The 13,225-nt window shown below is 70.7% G+C and carries 15 protein-coding genes and 1 pseudogene; 12 read left to right on the top strand and 4 right to left on the bottom strand.

All coding sequences use genetic code 11. From position 1 onward, the window contains the following. Positions 1-18: 18 nt before the first annotated feature. The 8 genes and pseudogenes from ABEA33_RS20730 to ABEA33_RS20695 all read left to right on the top strand — a co-directional run bounded on the left by ABEA33_RS20730 (position 19) and on the right by ABEA33_RS20695 (position 7,100). Complete coding sequence (locus ABEA33_RS20730; RefSeq protein WP_345529096.1) at positions 19-876, top strand: alpha/beta fold hydrolase; 858 nt, start codon at positions 19-21, stop codon at positions 874-876. Positions 877-898: 22 nt separating this feature from the next. Next, positions 899-1,624, top strand: coding sequence for a DNA repair protein RecO (gene recO, locus ABEA33_RS20725; protein ID WP_345528883.1), 726 nt, complete (start codon positions 899-901; stop codon positions 1,622-1,624). A 305-nt stretch (positions 1,625-1,929) separates the two neighbouring features. Beyond that, on the top strand, positions 1,930-2,184 hold the full coding sequence (locus tag ABEA33_RS20720; protein ID WP_345528882.1) for a hypothetical protein: 255 nt from the start codon (positions 1,930-1,932) through the stop codon (positions 2,182-2,184). After that, positions 2,172-2,333: pseudogene (locus tag ABEA33_RS20715) on the top strand (ATP-binding protein); the annotation flags it as partial. The gene ABEA33_RS20720 and the pseudogene ABEA33_RS20715, both read left to right, overlap by 13 nt. Positions 2,334-2,352: 19 nt before the next feature. Then, positions 2,353-4,005, top strand: a complete 1,653-nt coding sequence (locus tag ABEA33_RS20710) for a sensor histidine kinase (protein ID WP_345529094.1) — start codon at positions 2,353-2,355, stop codon at positions 4,003-4,005. 31 nt (positions 4,006-4,036) lie between these two features. After that, a complete protein-coding gene (locus tag ABEA33_RS20705; protein WP_345528881.1) occupies positions 4,037-4,816 on the top strand; it encodes an isoprenyl transferase in 780 nt (259 codons plus the stop codon). A gap of 46 nt (positions 4,817-4,862) precedes the next feature. Beyond that, positions 4,863-6,458 carry a sensor histidine kinase gene (locus ABEA33_RS20700; protein ID WP_345528880.1) on the top strand — a complete coding sequence of 532 codons (1,596 nt, stop codon included), beginning with the start codon at positions 4,863-4,865 and terminating at the stop codon, positions 6,456-6,458. Between the two features lie 90 nt (positions 6,459-6,548). After that, positions 6,549-7,100, top strand: coding sequence for a M15 family metallopeptidase (locus ABEA33_RS20695; RefSeq protein WP_345528879.1), 552 nt, complete (start codon positions 6,549-6,551; stop codon positions 7,098-7,100). A gap of 25 nt (positions 7,101-7,125) precedes the next feature. Here the strand turns inward: ABEA33_RS20695 and ABEA33_RS20690 are convergent, their stop codons facing one another. The 4 genes from ABEA33_RS20690 to ABEA33_RS20675 are packed head-to-tail and all read right to left on the bottom strand — an operon-like array spanning position 7,126 to position 10,223. Continuing rightward, on the bottom strand, positions 7,126-7,527 hold the full coding sequence (locus tag ABEA33_RS20690; RefSeq protein WP_345528878.1) for a Fur family transcriptional regulator: 402 nt from the start codon (positions 7,525-7,527) through the stop codon (positions 7,126-7,128). Beyond that, positions 7,514-8,521, bottom strand: coding sequence for a metal ABC transporter permease (locus tag ABEA33_RS20685; protein ID WP_345528876.1), 1,008 nt, complete (start codon positions 8,519-8,521; stop codon positions 7,514-7,516). Before ABEA33_RS20685 ends, ABEA33_RS20690 begins: the two co-directional genes overlap by 14 nt. Further along, positions 8,518-9,321 (bottom strand): metal ABC transporter ATP-binding protein, encoded by an 804-nt coding sequence (locus tag ABEA33_RS20680; RefSeq protein WP_345528875.1) that lies wholly within the window; start codon positions 9,319-9,321, stop codon positions 8,518-8,520. The genes ABEA33_RS20685 and ABEA33_RS20680 overlap by 4 nt, the downstream gene beginning before the upstream one ends. Continuing rightward, positions 9,318-10,223 (bottom strand): metal ABC transporter substrate-binding protein, encoded by a 906-nt coding sequence (locus tag ABEA33_RS20675; protein WP_345528874.1) that lies wholly within the window; start codon positions 10,221-10,223, stop codon positions 9,318-9,320. The genes ABEA33_RS20680 and ABEA33_RS20675 overlap by 4 nt, the downstream gene beginning before the upstream one ends. Positions 10,224-10,403: 180 nt before the next feature. On the opposite strand from ABEA33_RS20675, the gene ABEA33_RS20670 reads away from it, so the two are divergent. The 4 genes from ABEA33_RS20670 (at position 10,404) to ABEA33_RS20655 (ending at position 13,212) form a co-directional block, all read left to right on the top strand. Then, a complete protein-coding gene (locus ABEA33_RS20670) occupies positions 10,404-10,625 on the top strand; it encodes a DUF2188 domain-containing protein (RefSeq protein WP_345528873.1) in 222 nt (73 codons plus the stop codon). Beyond that, complete coding sequence (locus ABEA33_RS20665) at positions 10,622-11,269, top strand: helix-turn-helix transcriptional regulator (protein WP_345528872.1); 648 nt, start codon at positions 10,622-10,624, stop codon at positions 11,267-11,269. The genes ABEA33_RS20670 and ABEA33_RS20665 overlap by 4 nt, the downstream gene beginning before the upstream one ends. A gap of 180 nt (positions 11,270-11,449) precedes the next feature. Then, entirely contained in the window at positions 11,450-11,770 is a 321-nt protein-coding gene (locus tag ABEA33_RS20660; protein WP_345528871.1) for an antibiotic biosynthesis monooxygenase family protein, read from the top strand. A 41-nt stretch (positions 11,771-11,811) separates the two neighbouring features. Continuing rightward, on the top strand, positions 11,812-13,212 hold the full coding sequence (locus tag ABEA33_RS20655; protein WP_345528870.1) for a glycine--tRNA ligase: 1,401 nt from the start codon (positions 11,812-11,814) through the stop codon (positions 13,210-13,212). Positions 13,213-13,225: the final 13 nt, after the last annotated feature.

Here is a 13,225-nt window from a genome sequence, read left to right as displayed (position 1 = left end):
CACTCTAATCTGGTGAACATGCTGGTGTCGGAGCGGATCGGGCAGCTCTTCATGGAGACCGACGTCGGACGCGACCGCCTCGAGTTCACCGAGTACGGCGACGGCGACGCCTGGGTCGTACTGGTGCCTGCCGAGCTGCTGCCGCGGCGGATGCAGCAGCCGCTCGCCCGGTTCCTCGCTGCCCAGGGCTTGCACGTGGTCACCCTGGATCCGCTCGGCCATGGTCGTTCGGACCGGCCGGCCGACCCGCAGGCCTACTCGGTCACGGCCTTCGCGGAGCAGGTGGTGGCCCTGCTAGACCACCTCGGCGCGCCCCAGGCCGTGGTCGGCGGGAGCTCCCTCGGTGCCAACGTCGCGCTCGAGACGGCCGCGATCGCCCCGGAGCGCGTGCGCGGGCTGATCCTCGAGGCGCCCATCCTCGACAACGGCGTGGAGTCCGGGATCCTCACGTTCGGGCCGCTGCTGCTCACGGCGCGGTTCCTCCCGCTGGCCGTGACGGCCCTGCGCCGGGCGACGCGTCCGGTGCCCCGCGGCATCGTGCCGTTCTGGGCCGGGATCGCGCTCGACACCTGCGACCAGCGGCCCGGCGCAGTCGCCGCGCTCTTGCACGGGCTGTTCTTCGGGCGCGCGGCACCGTCGGCGCGGGAGCGGCGCCGCATCGACGTACCCGCTCTGGTCGTCGGACACCCGCTCGACCTGATGCGTCCGCTCGCCGACGCGGAGATGCTCGCGGGGGAGCTGCCGCGAGCCACCCTCCTGCGGGCTCGTACGCCGCTCGAGTGGCGGCTGCGACCGCACCGGCTCGACCAGGCAGCACTCGACCTGGCGACCCAGTGCTGGCGCACGCCACGCCGCCGCCGACGCGCCGGATCCTGACCGGCCCGGGCAGAATGGGTGGGTGCTCTACCGCGACGAGGCGATCGTGCTGCGCACCCACAAGCTGGGTGAAGCAGACCGCATCATCACGCTGCTGACCCGGCAGCACGGTCGGGTGCGGGCGGTCGCCAAGGGTGTACGCCGTACGACGTCGCGCTTCGGGTCACGGCTGGAGCCGTTCACCTACGTCGACCTCCAGCTCGCCGAGGGACGCAACCTCGACACGATCACCCAGGCTGAGACGATCACGCCGTACGCCAAGGGCCTCGGGCTGGACTACGACCGCTATACGGCGGGCACGGTCATGCTCGAGACCGCCGACCGGCTGGTGACCGAGGAGCGCGAGCCCTCCGTCCAGCAGTTCCTGCTGCTCGTCGGCGGTCTGCGGGCGATGACGGCCGGCGAGCACGGCCCCGGACAGGTCCTCGACTCCTACCTGCTGCGTTCGCTCTCGGTGGCGGGCTACGCCCCGTCGTTCGAGCACTGCGCCCGGTGCGGGGAGGTTGGCCCGCACCGGTGGTTCAACCCCTCCATGGGAGGTGTGCTGTGCGCGACCTGTCGGGTCCCCGGGTCGGCCAACCCGGCGCCGGAGACGGTCGCGCTGCTCGCTGCCCTGCTGACCGGTGACTGGCCGGTCGTGGACGCCGCACACCCTCGGCACCTGAAGGAGGCGAGCACGCTGGTCGCGGCCTACCTCGCCTGGCATCTCGAGCGCGCGCTCAGGTCGCTGGCGTACGTCGAGCGCTGACCCGCAGTCCTCAGTTCCCGCTGCCGTCTGCCGATCGTCACGGTGTCAGGAGCGGGGGAGGACCAGGTGCGGGGCTGGACTCGGCGGTGCAGATGGGTGATCGCTCATCTGTGCTGGGACCACCGGCTGGCCGAGTTCGCGGAGCTCGCCTACCCAGGCGGCAACGTCGTCGACGGCTGGGTGTTCGACGAGAGCGGCGCGGTCCGGATGGCCATCGACGACGTGCCGACCGCGCGCGCCCGACCGGCGAGGAGTTCGACCACGTCAAGGTCTGGACCGGTGGGGTGGAGGCGAGCCGCCGCGCCATGTCGATCTCGGCCCGTCGGGTGGAGCACTCGGACGGCAGCCTGGTGGGCGCGTGCCCGAGCGCGACCCGCGCCGGTGTGGTCCTCGAGATCGGCGCCCCGGACGCGATCGCCTTCATCGGTGACCCGCAGCGCCTCGCCCAGGTGGTCGACAACCTGGTGTCGAACGCCATCAAGTACACCGGGTTCAGAGGGCGGGCCGAGGACCAGGACCACCTGTTCACCGGTTCTTCCGCACCCGGGAGGCGACCATGAGCGCGATCCAAGGCGTCGGGGTGGGGCTCTCCAGCAGCAAGTCGATCGTCGAGAGCCATGGCGGGCTGATCGAGGTCGCCAGCGCGCTCGGCCGGGGCAGCGAGTTCCGCGTCGTACTGCCTCTCCATGTCGCCCGACTCGCGTTCTGAGAAGGAGGATCGCGTGAGCATGATGCGCACAGCCGGCGCCACCGCCTGGCGCCTGATGTGGCTCCGCGGTGAGCCGGACCCTCGCGTGCTGCAGTTGGGCTTCACCGTTCTGCTGGTCGCCGAGGCCGGGCTCCGGGTCCTCGGCGGTGTCCCGGACTCGCCTGGGAGCTGGCTGATGGCCGCCCTGGCGCTCGCGGCGACGCTCACCGTCGTCGTCGGGTGCGTGCCGGCCAGGTGGCGGCGCGGCACGATCCCGGTGATCGCTGCCGTCGACATCGGCATCGTCGGGGTCGCCCTGCTCAGTGGCGAGGACGGCGGCCTCGGGCTGCTGGTGGTGCTCCCCGCGCTCTGGCTCGGCCGTCGGTACGGCGAGTGGGGCGCCCTCGCGTCGGTGGCCGCGAGCGCCCTGCTGATCACGGTCCCCGGCCTGCTGGTCCACGGAGTCGGCGGTGCACCTCTCACCTACCTCGTGATGATCCCGTTCATCGCCGGGGTCAGCTCGCTCGCGATCTCCGGCGGCCTGGACGTGGCCCGCTCCGCGCAGGCCCGCGCGGAGCGTGGCGAGCGGGAGCTGGCTCGGGCGCTCGAGACGATCCAGGCGCACCAGGACACCTCGCGGGCGATCTTCGACGCCGCAGGCGTCGGGCTGATGCTGCTCGACCACGACGGCGAGCTGCGCGCCATGAACCAGCGGTACGGCGACTTCATCTCGCTCAGCCTCCCCGAGGGCAGCGGGCTCGCCTGGCCGGGCCACACGTTCGCGGCCGACGGCGTCACCCCGCTCGGACCCGACGAGATCCCGAGCGCTCGGGCTGCGCGCGGCGAGGAGTTCGACGACTTCCGGATGTGGTGCGGGGCCGATCCGCGCACCCGGCGGGCCGTGTCGGTCTCCGCCCGCCACGCCGCGACCGAGTCCGGTGGCTTCCTCGGTGCGGCGCTGGCGGGCACCGACATCACCGACCTCATGCAGGCTCTGGCCGTGAAGGACCAGTTCGTCGCCCTGGTGTCGCACGAGCTGCGTACGCCGCTGACCTCGATCGTCGGCTACGTCAGCATCCTGCTCGAGGACGAGGAGGATCTGCCCGAGCGGGTGATGCGACAGCTGACCGTGATCGCCCGCAACACCGAGCGCCTCCAGCGCCTGGTCGCCGACCTGCTCCAGGAGGCGCAGCACCCGGACGGCGCGATGCCGGTCGACCGCGCCCGGATCGACCTCGGCGGGATCGTCCGTGACTGTGTGCACACCGCGCGCCCCGCGGCCGAGCGGACCGGCGTCGAGCTGGTGCTGAGGTGTCCCTCGGTGCTGTGGGTGGACGCCGATGCCCACCGCTTCGCGCAGGTGGTCGACAACCTGGTCTCGAACGCGGTCAAGTACAGCCTTGCCGGCGGGCAGGTGGCAGTTGAGCTGCGCGCCCGCGCGACCGAGGTCCAGCTCATCGTCTCCGACGCCGGCATCGGCATCTGCGAGAGCGACCAGTCCCAGCTGTTCACCCGCTTCTTCCGCGCGCAGGAGGCGCACGACCGCGCGATCCAGGGCATCGGGCTGGGCCTGAGCATCACCAAGTCCATCGTCGAGAGCCATGGCGGTCGGATCGAGGTGGACAGCGAGCCCGGCCGGGGCAGCCGGTTCCGGGTCGTGCTCCCGCTCCACATCGCCCGCCTCGCGTCCTGAGGCCGCCCCGCGTCCTGGTTAGGCTCCTGCCGTGAAGCGCAGCATCCGTCAGCCCACGCCCCACCCGTCCGGAGCCCGGCCGCCGGCGGTCCCGAAGGATCTGGTGCCCCGGCACGTCGCGGTCGTGATGGACGGCAACGGCCGCTGGGCCAAGGAGCGCGGGCTACCCCGCACCAAGGGCCACGAGCAGGGTGAGTCGTCACTCTTCGACGTGGTCGAGGGAGCGATCGAGATCGGCGTGAAGGCGATCTCGGCGTACGCCTTCTCCACGGAGAACTGGAGCCGGTCGCCCGACGAGGTCAAGTTCCTGATGGGCTTCAACCGCGACGTGATCCGCCGGCGTCGCGACGAGATGCACGAGCTGGGCGTCCGGGTCCGCTGGGCCGGCCGGGCGCCGCGGCTGTGGAAGTCGGTGATCCGCGAGCTCCAAGTCGCCGAGGAGCTCACCAAGAGGAACGACGTCCTCACGCTCACGATGTGCGTCAACTACGGAGGCCGCGCCGAGCTCGCCGACACGGCGCGCAGCATCGCCCGCGAGGTCGCAGCCGGTCGGCTCGACCCGGAGAAGGTCGACGAGAAGACCTTCGCGCGACACCTCTACGTCCCGGAGCAGTCCGATGCCGACCTGATCTGGCGCACGTCAGGGGAGCAGCGGCTCTCGAACTTCATGCTGTGGCAGGCGGCGTACGCCGAGCTCGTGTTCACCGATGTGCTCTGGCCCGACGTCGACCGTCGTCACCTGTGGCAGGCGATCGAGCTGTACGCCGGCCGCGACCGTCGCTACGGCGGGGCGCAGCCGAACTTCGGCTGAGACGCGTGACTTTCTGACACAGTTCAGCCGACGCAGAGGAGGTGCGGTGGTCGGACTCGGCGAGGGCAGGGCGCCCGCCCGCGGCTGGACGCTGGCGTGGCTGGCCGATCCCGGACGCTTCCAACTCGTCTTCACCGCTCTCTACGTCATCGACGTCGGCGTGCGGGTCACCTTCGGCTCCTGGTTCGGTCTCGTCTGCGGCCCGGGCTTCGCGCTGATGTCCGTGCCGCTGCTCCTCGTCGTCGGGCTCGCCGTCCCGTGGGACCGGCTCGCCCCCCGGATGGCGCTGGTCCTGCCGGTCGCGGACATCGCGATCATCGGCGTGAGCCGGCTGGCTCCCGAAGGCGGCAATGGACTGCTGGCGGTCTTCCCGGCGCTCTGGCTGGGCCGTCAGTGGGGTCGGTTCGGCGCGGTGGTCGCAGGCGCCGCGACCGTGCTCTTTCTGGTCGTGCCCGGCGCGATCTACACGGACGGGGACGCGGTCCTGCTGGTGCGCACGCTCTTCATCGCGCTGGTCGTGCTCGTCACGGCGCTGGTGATCGCGGACGGGATGGACCAGGTCCGGGTGCAGGCCGGCACCATCGAGCACCAGCGCCGGGTGAGCCAGGCGATCTTCGACACCGTGGACGTCGGCCTGCTGCTGCTCGATCGCGACGGGCAGTACGTCGGCATGAACCGGCGCCACCAGGAGTTCATGGCCCTCGGCTACCCCGACGGCCACGCGGGCCGCGCCGGACAGCTCGGGTACGTGTTCGACGAGGACGGCCGGACGCCGATGCTCCGCGAGCAGATGCCGGCATACCGGGCCACCGCGGGCGAGGAGTTCGACGACCTCCGGATGTGGATCGGTGCCGACCCGGCGAGCCGCCGGGCGCTGTCGGTCTCTGCGCGGGTGGTGCGCTCCGACTCAGGTGCCTTCGCCGGCGCCGCGCTCGGCTACACCGACGTCACCGACTTCATGCGGGCGCTGCGGGTGAAGGACGAGTTCATCGCCCTGGTCTCCCACGAGCTGCGCACCCCGCTGACCTCGATCGTCGGCTATGTGCAGATCCTCGAGGAGGACGGTGCGGTGCCGGCGCACGCTGTCGACCAGCTCCGCGTCGTGCACCGCAATGCCGAGCGGCTCCGGCGGCTGATCGGCGACCTGCTGGACACCGCGCAGCGCGACGGCAGTCCGATGCCCATCAACCGCTCCAGTGCCGACCTGTCGGCGATCGTCGTCGAGTCGGTCGAGGCGGCCAGGCCCGTCGCCGACAGCGCCGGTGTCGAGCTCGTGCTGTCGGCCACCGACGAGCTGCGGCTGAGCCTGGACGCGCAGCGGATCGCGCAGGTCGTCGACAACCTGCTGTCCAACGCGATCAAGTACACCGAGCCGGGCGGCCACGTGACCGTCCAGCTCGGCAGCGACGAACGCTGGGTCGACCTCCAGGTCGCTGACACCGGCATCGGGATCGACCCTGACGACTGCCTCCGGCTCTTCACCCGGTTCTTCCGGACCGAGGACGCCGCCAGACGGGCCGTCGCCGGCGCCGGGCTCGGCCTGAGCATCACCAAGGACATCGTCGAGAGCCACGGCGGCCGGATCACCGTCGAGAGCGAGGTCGGCCGGGGCAGCGTCTTCCGGGTCCGGCTGCCGCGTTAGTCGCGCGGAGGAGGAAGGCTGGCCGCTGGGCAGCGAGGTCGGCACCTGCGGCGGAGGTGCCGACACGGTCCGGCTGTCAACGTTGCTGAGGTGCCAGCCTCCACCACCCGTCATCCTCGAACCCACGCCGTGCAGGTCGCGACCCTGCTCGTCCTAGCCCTCGCGACGGTCGGCTGCGGCATCCCCGCCGACGGCGGCTTCGACAGCGACAGCGACCGCGGTATCAACCACAGCGGACCCCTCGACACCGGCCGGGCGACGGTCAACCGGCTCGATCCGGACCTGCTGGACGCGATCCAGGCAGCGGCGCGCGACGCGCGGGAGGACGGCATCCGGATGGTCGTCACCAGCGGGTGGCGCAGCAAGGCGCACCAGCGGCGGCTGTTCGACGAGGCCGTGACCAGGTACGGCAGCGCGGAGGAGGCGCTCCGCTACGTCTCGACCCCCGACGCGTCGGAGCATGTCACCGGCGACGCCGTCGACATCGGCCCGACCGACGCCGCCGACTGGCTCGGCCGGCACGGCGCCGACTACGGGCTGTGCCAGATCTTCGCGAACGAGATCTGGCACTTCGAGCTGGCGACGACCCCCGGCGGCCGGTGCCCCGAGATGTACGCCGACAGCAGCAGCCGCCATGCGTGAGAATGAGTTGGCTGTGAACGGCGCGTCAGGCGCAGCGGGGACAGGTTCCGAAGATCTCCAGCGTGTGGCTCACGTCGGCGTACCCGTGCTCGGCGGCCATGCTGGAGGTCCATCGCTCGACGGTCGGACCCTCGACCTCGACGGTCGCGCCGCACGAGCGGCAGACCAGGTGGTGGTGGTGAGTGTCCGAGCAGCGTCGGTAGATCGCCTCGCCGTCCTCGGTGCGCAGCACGTCGACCTCGCCGGCGTCGGCCAGGCGCTGCAGGGTGCGATAGACGGTCGCCAGTCCCACCTGCTCGCCGCGGTCGCCGAGCAGTTCGTGGATCTCCTGGGCGGAGCGGAAGTCGGCGAAGGAGGCCATCGCCTCGGCGACCGCCTTGCGCTGGCGGGTCGGGCGGAGCGGCGGTGTCGGATCAGTGCTCGTCATAGTGCTTCCCGTGTGGGGCGTGCCGGTGGCCGCCGTGGACGTAGTCGACGTGGTCGCCGTGTCGCACCGCCACGTGGCCGCAGTCCTTGCCGTGCTCGTGGGGGTGCTCGTCGATGGCCTCATGAGCCGCGACCTCGACCACCGGGAACGGGCGCCGCAGCCGTCGTCGCGACCGCAGCAGCACCCCGACGGGCCAGGCGACGACGAAGCCGGCCAGCGCCAGCAGCACGATCGTCGGGCCTGGAGCGACCCGGGCGTAGTTGGAGGTGTACGCCGAGAGCAGCAGTCCGCCGACCGAGGCGAGCGTGCCGAGGACCATGGCCGCACCCAGCGTGGACCGGAAGGACCGGGTCAGCTGCTGCGAGGTCGCGACCGGCACCACCATCAGGGCGGAGACCAGCAGCAGGCCGACGGTCCGCATCGCCACCGTGACGGTCACCGCGGCGAGCACCGCGACGAGCAGGTTGTAGAACCGGATGTTCAGGCCGGCGACCCGCGCGAACTCCTGGTCCTGGGCCACGGCGAAGAGCTGCGGCGACAGGCCGACGCAGACCAGGACGATCACGGCGGCCAGCACCATCACGACGATCACGTCCGAGATCGACGTCGTGGTGATCGCGCCGAAGAGGAACTGGTTCAACCGGCCGGCGCTCTGCCCGGCGAGCCCGGTGAGGAGCACGCCGCCCGCCAGGCCGCCGTAGAAGAGCAGGGCCAGCGCGACGTCGCCGTTGGTGTGGCCGCGCTCGCGGATCACCTCGATCAGGACCGCGCCGAGCACGGCCACGATGACCGCCGTCCACGTGGGCGACGTGTGCGTGAGGAGGCCGAGCGCGACGCCGGTCACCGCGACGTGGCCGATGCCGTCGCCCATCAGCGCCTGGCGCCGTTGCACGAGGTAGGTGCCGATGGCCGGCGCCGCGAGCCCGGTGAACAAGGCGGCGATGATCGCGCGCTGCATGAACTGGTAGCCGAGCAGGTCGATGAAGTCGTTCACGGTGCGCCGTCCAGCAGGGAGGAGACGTGCGGCGCGTGGTCGTGCCGCTCCGGCTCGTGATGATGGTGGTGATGGCCGTCGAGGTGGGCGGTCGCGACGTCGGCGCTCGCGAGCGGGGGGCCGTCGTACGCGACCCGCCCGTCGCGCATCACGACCGCGCGGTCGATGAGCGGCGCCATCGGGCCGAGCTCGTGGGCGACCAGCACGATCGTGGAGCCCCGGACCGAGAGGGTCTCGAGGGTGTCGGCGAGCACCTGCTGGTTGGGCAGGTCGACGCCGGCGGTCGGCTCGTCGAGGAAGAACAGCTCCGGTTCCCCGGCGAGTGCCCGGGCGATCAGGACCCGCTGCTGCTGCCCGCCGGAGAGCGTGGTGACGCCGTCGTTGGCCCGGTGCGACAGCCCGACGACCTCGAGCGCCTCGTTGATGGCGGCCCGGTCGCGGCGACCGAGCGGTCGCAGCAGCCGGCGGTGCGTGAGCCGCCCGGACGCGACGATCTCCCAGACCGACGCCGGTACGCCGGACCCGGCGCCACCGCGCTGGGGTACGAAGCCGATGCGGCGCCAGTCGCGAAAGCTCTCGAACGGCGTGCCGAACAGGCTCAGCGATCCGGACGCCAGCGGCCTCAGGCCGGTGAGCGCTCGCACCAGCGTGGACTTCCCGGAGCCGTTGGCCCCCATCAGCGCCACGAACTCGCCCGAGCGCACCGTCAGGTCGATCCCACGCAGGATCGGCCGGCCGGCGATCGCGACGGCGCCGTTGCCGAGCTCGATGACGGGAGGCTCGTTGGCCGGGGTGCTCAACAGCCGTTCGCCTCCTCGAGGGCGGACAGGTTGGCGTGCATGAGGGAAAGGTAGTCCTCGTCGGACGTCTCGTCGGTGAGGCCCTCGATCGGGTCGAGCACCGCGCTCTTCACCCCCGTGTCGTCCGCGAGCTGCTCGGCGGTCTCGGGGCTGACCAACGACTCGGAGAAGACGGTCGTGACGCCGTCGTCGTGGATCAGCTCCTGCAGGCGGGCCAGGTCGGCCGGGGTCGGCTCGGAGTCGGGGGAGAGGCCGAGGATCGCGGCCATCGTCACGCCGTACCGCTGGAGGTATCCGAACGCGTCGTGGCTCACCACGACCGTGGTGCGCTCGCAGCCGGTCAGCCCGTCGGCGTACTCCTGGTCGAGCTGCTTGAGGTCCGCGCGCAGGTCCGCCGCGTTCGCCGCGTAGTCGTCGGCGTTGTCCGGGTCGACCTCCTCGAGCTGCTCGGCGACCGCGTCACCGACATCGGCCAGCAGCAGCGGGTCCTGCCAGAAGTGCGGGTCGAGCTCGTCGGAATCGACGCCGTGGTCGCGGAACGGCACCAGGTCGACGACGTCGGCGACATCGAGGGTGTCGCCCGTCGCGCTCTGGTCGACCGCGTCGTCCACCGCGGGCTGGAAGCCACGCTGGTAGAGCACCAGGTCGGCGCGGGCGACGTCCGCCGTCTCCTTCGGGGAGAGCTCCAGGTCGTGCGGCTCGTTGCCCGGGGTGGTGAGGTTCTCGACCTTCGCGTGCTCACCGGCGACTCGGCCGGCGACGTACTGGAGCGGGTAGAACGCCGCCGCGACCTCGACGCCGTCGGCGGAGGAGGCGGAGTCGTCGGTGAATGCGGCGCACCCGCTCAGGACGACCGAACTGAGCAGGGCGGCACCGGTGGCCGCGACGGCGAGTCTCTTCATGAGAACCATTCTCAGACGAGTTGAGAATGATTGTCAACTCGGGTGTGCGGCGTCGTCCTGGAGTCCTGTAACGAACGGCGGGGGTCGCGACACGTACAGGCGTACGGCTTTGTGCCGGGTGCGCCGTTCGGGAGGCACGGCGCCCGGAGGGCACGCGTCATTTGGGAGGGAATGAGGATGGTGGGTGAGCCCATCGAGACGTCCTGCGTGGACGGGGTGTGGCGGAACTCCGTCGGTCGCGACAGTGCGCTGCCAGGCGAGTACCGCAGCAGACAGTCGGCCGTCGAGGTCGGGCGCGACGAGGCTCGGGTGCGCGGTGTCGTGCACGTGGTCCGCGAGGCCGACGGCAGCGTGAGCGAGCGCAACCGATATCCGCGGCGGTCCGAGGAGCTTCCGAGTTGACGTCGCCGCCCGGGCATCGCACCAAGGTCGCGGTGGTCAGCCCCGAGGCGATGGTCGTGGCCGGCATCACCGCCGTGCTCGGCCGCCACCCTGCGCGCATCGAGCTGGTCCAGTGGCGGGCGCCGGGAGGGATGGCTGAACCAGACGTCGTCCTGTACGACGTGCTGGGCCTCGCCGACGGTGACGAGGCTGAGCTCGATCGCCTGGTCAACGAGGCGTCGGCCGTCGTACTCGCCGTCGGGCGCGACCTGAGGCCGGATCTCCTCAACCAAGCCCTGGCGCAAGGCGTTGACGGCTGCGTCTCGGTGAGCACCGGCGAGACCGCTCTGTTGGCGATCCTCGAGACAGTGCGGACCAGGGAGCGCTCCGCCACGACCCGGGAGCCGATCGTCTGTGCCTGCCCCTCCGAGCGGCGTTCGCAGCGGCTGGGCGTCAGCGTCGGACTGAACGCTCGTGAGGCCGCGGTCCTCACCTCGATCGCTCAAGGGCTGAGTAACGCGGATATCGCCCAACGTGAGTTCCTGAGCATCAACACGGTGAAGACCTACATCCGCAGCGCGTACGGCAAGATCGGCGTGCAGACCCGCAGTCAGGCGGTGCTCTGGGCGCTGCAGCACGGGTACGACACCTGGGACGAAGTCTGACCCGGTCGGAGGCCTCACGCAGTGGGACACTGGTGGGCATGGGCGAAGTCCATCACGTGTTCTCTGCCGGCGTGTGCGCGCTGATCTCGGTCGCCGCCCTGGTATCGCTCGTCCTCGTGTGGCGAGATGACCACAGGTGGGCGGACCGCCGGAGGCTCTGACGGGCTGTACGGTCACGTCGTGCTGGTCGTGAACAGGTTCCGGGTGCCCGCGGACCGGGCTGACTCTTTCCGAGGCGACGTGGAGACGGCACGCGAGGCGCTCGCCGCCTGCGCCGGGTATGCCGGCGGCGAGATCGGCCGCAACGTCGACGACCCCGAGCTGTGGGTGCTCAGCACCCGGTGGGACAACGTGGGCAGCTACCGCCGCGCGCTCTCGTCGTACGACGTGAAGCTGCGGGCCGTGGCGACGCTCTCGCAGGCGATCGAGGAGCCGTCGGCGTACGAGCGGGTCGAGCCGGACACCGCCCTCAATATCGAGTCGCCCCGGTCGATAGGCTGATCCACTAAGTCACACCATCAACACGTCGCAGGAGCTTCATCGTGGCCAAGCCGCCGCCGTCCACCGTTGACCATGTCGTCTCGCTCGCCAAGCGTCGGGGCTTCGTCTACCCGTGCGGCGAGATCTACGGCGGCACCCGGTCGGCGTGGGACTACGGCCCGCTCGGCGTAGAGCTCAAGGAGAACATCAAGCGCCAGTGGTGGAAGTCCATGGTCACCATGCGCGACGACATGGTCGGCCTCGACTCGAGCATCATCCTGCCGCGCCAGGTCTGGGAGGCGAGCGGCCACGTCGACACGTTCAGCGACCCGCTGACCGAGTGCCAGTCCTGCCACAAGCGCTACCGCTTCGACCACCTGCAGGAGGAGGTCGCGGAGAAGAAGGGTCTCGACAACCCCGACGAGGTCGACCTCTCCACCGTGGCCTGCCCCAACTGCGGCACCCGCGGCGCCTGGACCGAGCCGCGCCAGTTCTCGGGCCTGCTCAAGACCTACCTCGGCGTCATCGAGGACGAGTCCGGCCTGCACTACCTGCGTCCCGAGACCGCGCAGGGCATCTTCATCAACTTCGCCAACGTGGTGACCTCGAGCCGCCAGAAGCCGCCGTTCGGCATCGCCCAGATCGGCAAGAGCTTCCGCAACGAGATCACTCCCGGCAACTTCATCTTCCGCACGCGCGAGTTCGAGCAGATGGAGATGGAGTTCTTCGTCAAGCCGGGTGAGGACGAGGAGTGGCACCAGTACTGGATCGACCAGCGCACTGCTTGGTACGTCGAGCTCGGCATCGACCCCGACAATCTGCGCCACTACGAGCACGCGCAGGAGAAGCTCAGCCACTACTCCAAGCGCACCGTCGACATCGAGTACCGCTTCAAGTTCGCCGGCTCGGAGTGGGGTGAGCTCGAGGGCATCGCCAACCGCACCGACTTCGACCTCAGCACCCACGCCAAGCACTCGGGCCAGGACCTATCCTACTTCGACCAGGCCAACAACGAGCGCTACGTCCCCTACGTCATCGAGCCGGCCGCGGGCCTCTCGCGCAGCCTGATGACCTTCCTCGTCGATGCCTACACCGAGGACGAGGCGCCCAACACCAAGGGCGGTGTCGACAAGCGCGTCGTGCTCAAGCTCGACCCGCGCCTCGCGCCGGTCAAGGTCGCGGTGCTGCCGCTCTCGCGCAACGCCGACCTCTCGCCGAAGGCGAAGGACCTGGCGATGCAGCTGCGCCGCGCGGGCTGGAATGTCGACTTCGACGACTCCGGCGCCATCGGCCGCCGCTACCGTCGTCAGGACGAGATCGGTACGCCGTACTGCGTCACCATCGACTTCGAGACCCTCGAGGACGACGCCGTCACGGTGCGCGAGCGCGACACGATGGCGCAGGAGCGGATCAGCCTCGATCGCGCAGTTGCGTACTTCGCTGAGCGTTTCGTCGGCTGCTGACGCCGTTGCGTAG

Origin of the sequence: Nocardioides endophyticus, assembly GCF_039543845.1 — a bacterium.
Taxonomy (GTDB): domain Bacteria; phylum Actinomycetota; class Actinomycetes; order Propionibacteriales; family Nocardioidaceae; genus Nocardioides; species Nocardioides endophyticus.
The sequence above is the reverse complement of the archived record's forward strand: the minus strand, read 5'-3'. Positions and strand labels throughout refer to the sequence as shown.

Excerpts from the sequence above, each read along its gene's own strand:
- ABEA33_RS20710 (WP_345529094.1), top strand. The coding sequence starts at position 2,353 with ATGATGCGCACAGCCGGCGCCACCGCCTGGCGCCTGATGTGGCTCCGC.
- ABEA33_RS20675 (WP_345528874.1), bottom strand. The coding sequence starts at position 10,223 with ATGAAGAGACTCGCCGTCGCGGCCACCGGTGCCGCCCTGCTCAGTTCG.
- ABEA33_RS20690 (WP_345528878.1), bottom strand. The coding sequence starts at position 7,527 with ATGACGAGCACTGATCCGACACCGCCGCTCCGCCCGACCCGCCAGCGC.
- ABEA33_RS20730 (WP_345529096.1), top strand. The coding sequence starts at position 19 with ATGCTGGTGTCGGAGCGGATCGGGCAGCTCTTCATGGAGACCGACGTC.
- ABEA33_RS20720 (WP_345528882.1), top strand. The coding sequence starts at position 1,930 with ATGTCGATCTCGGCCCGTCGGGTGGAGCACTCGGACGGCAGCCTGGTG.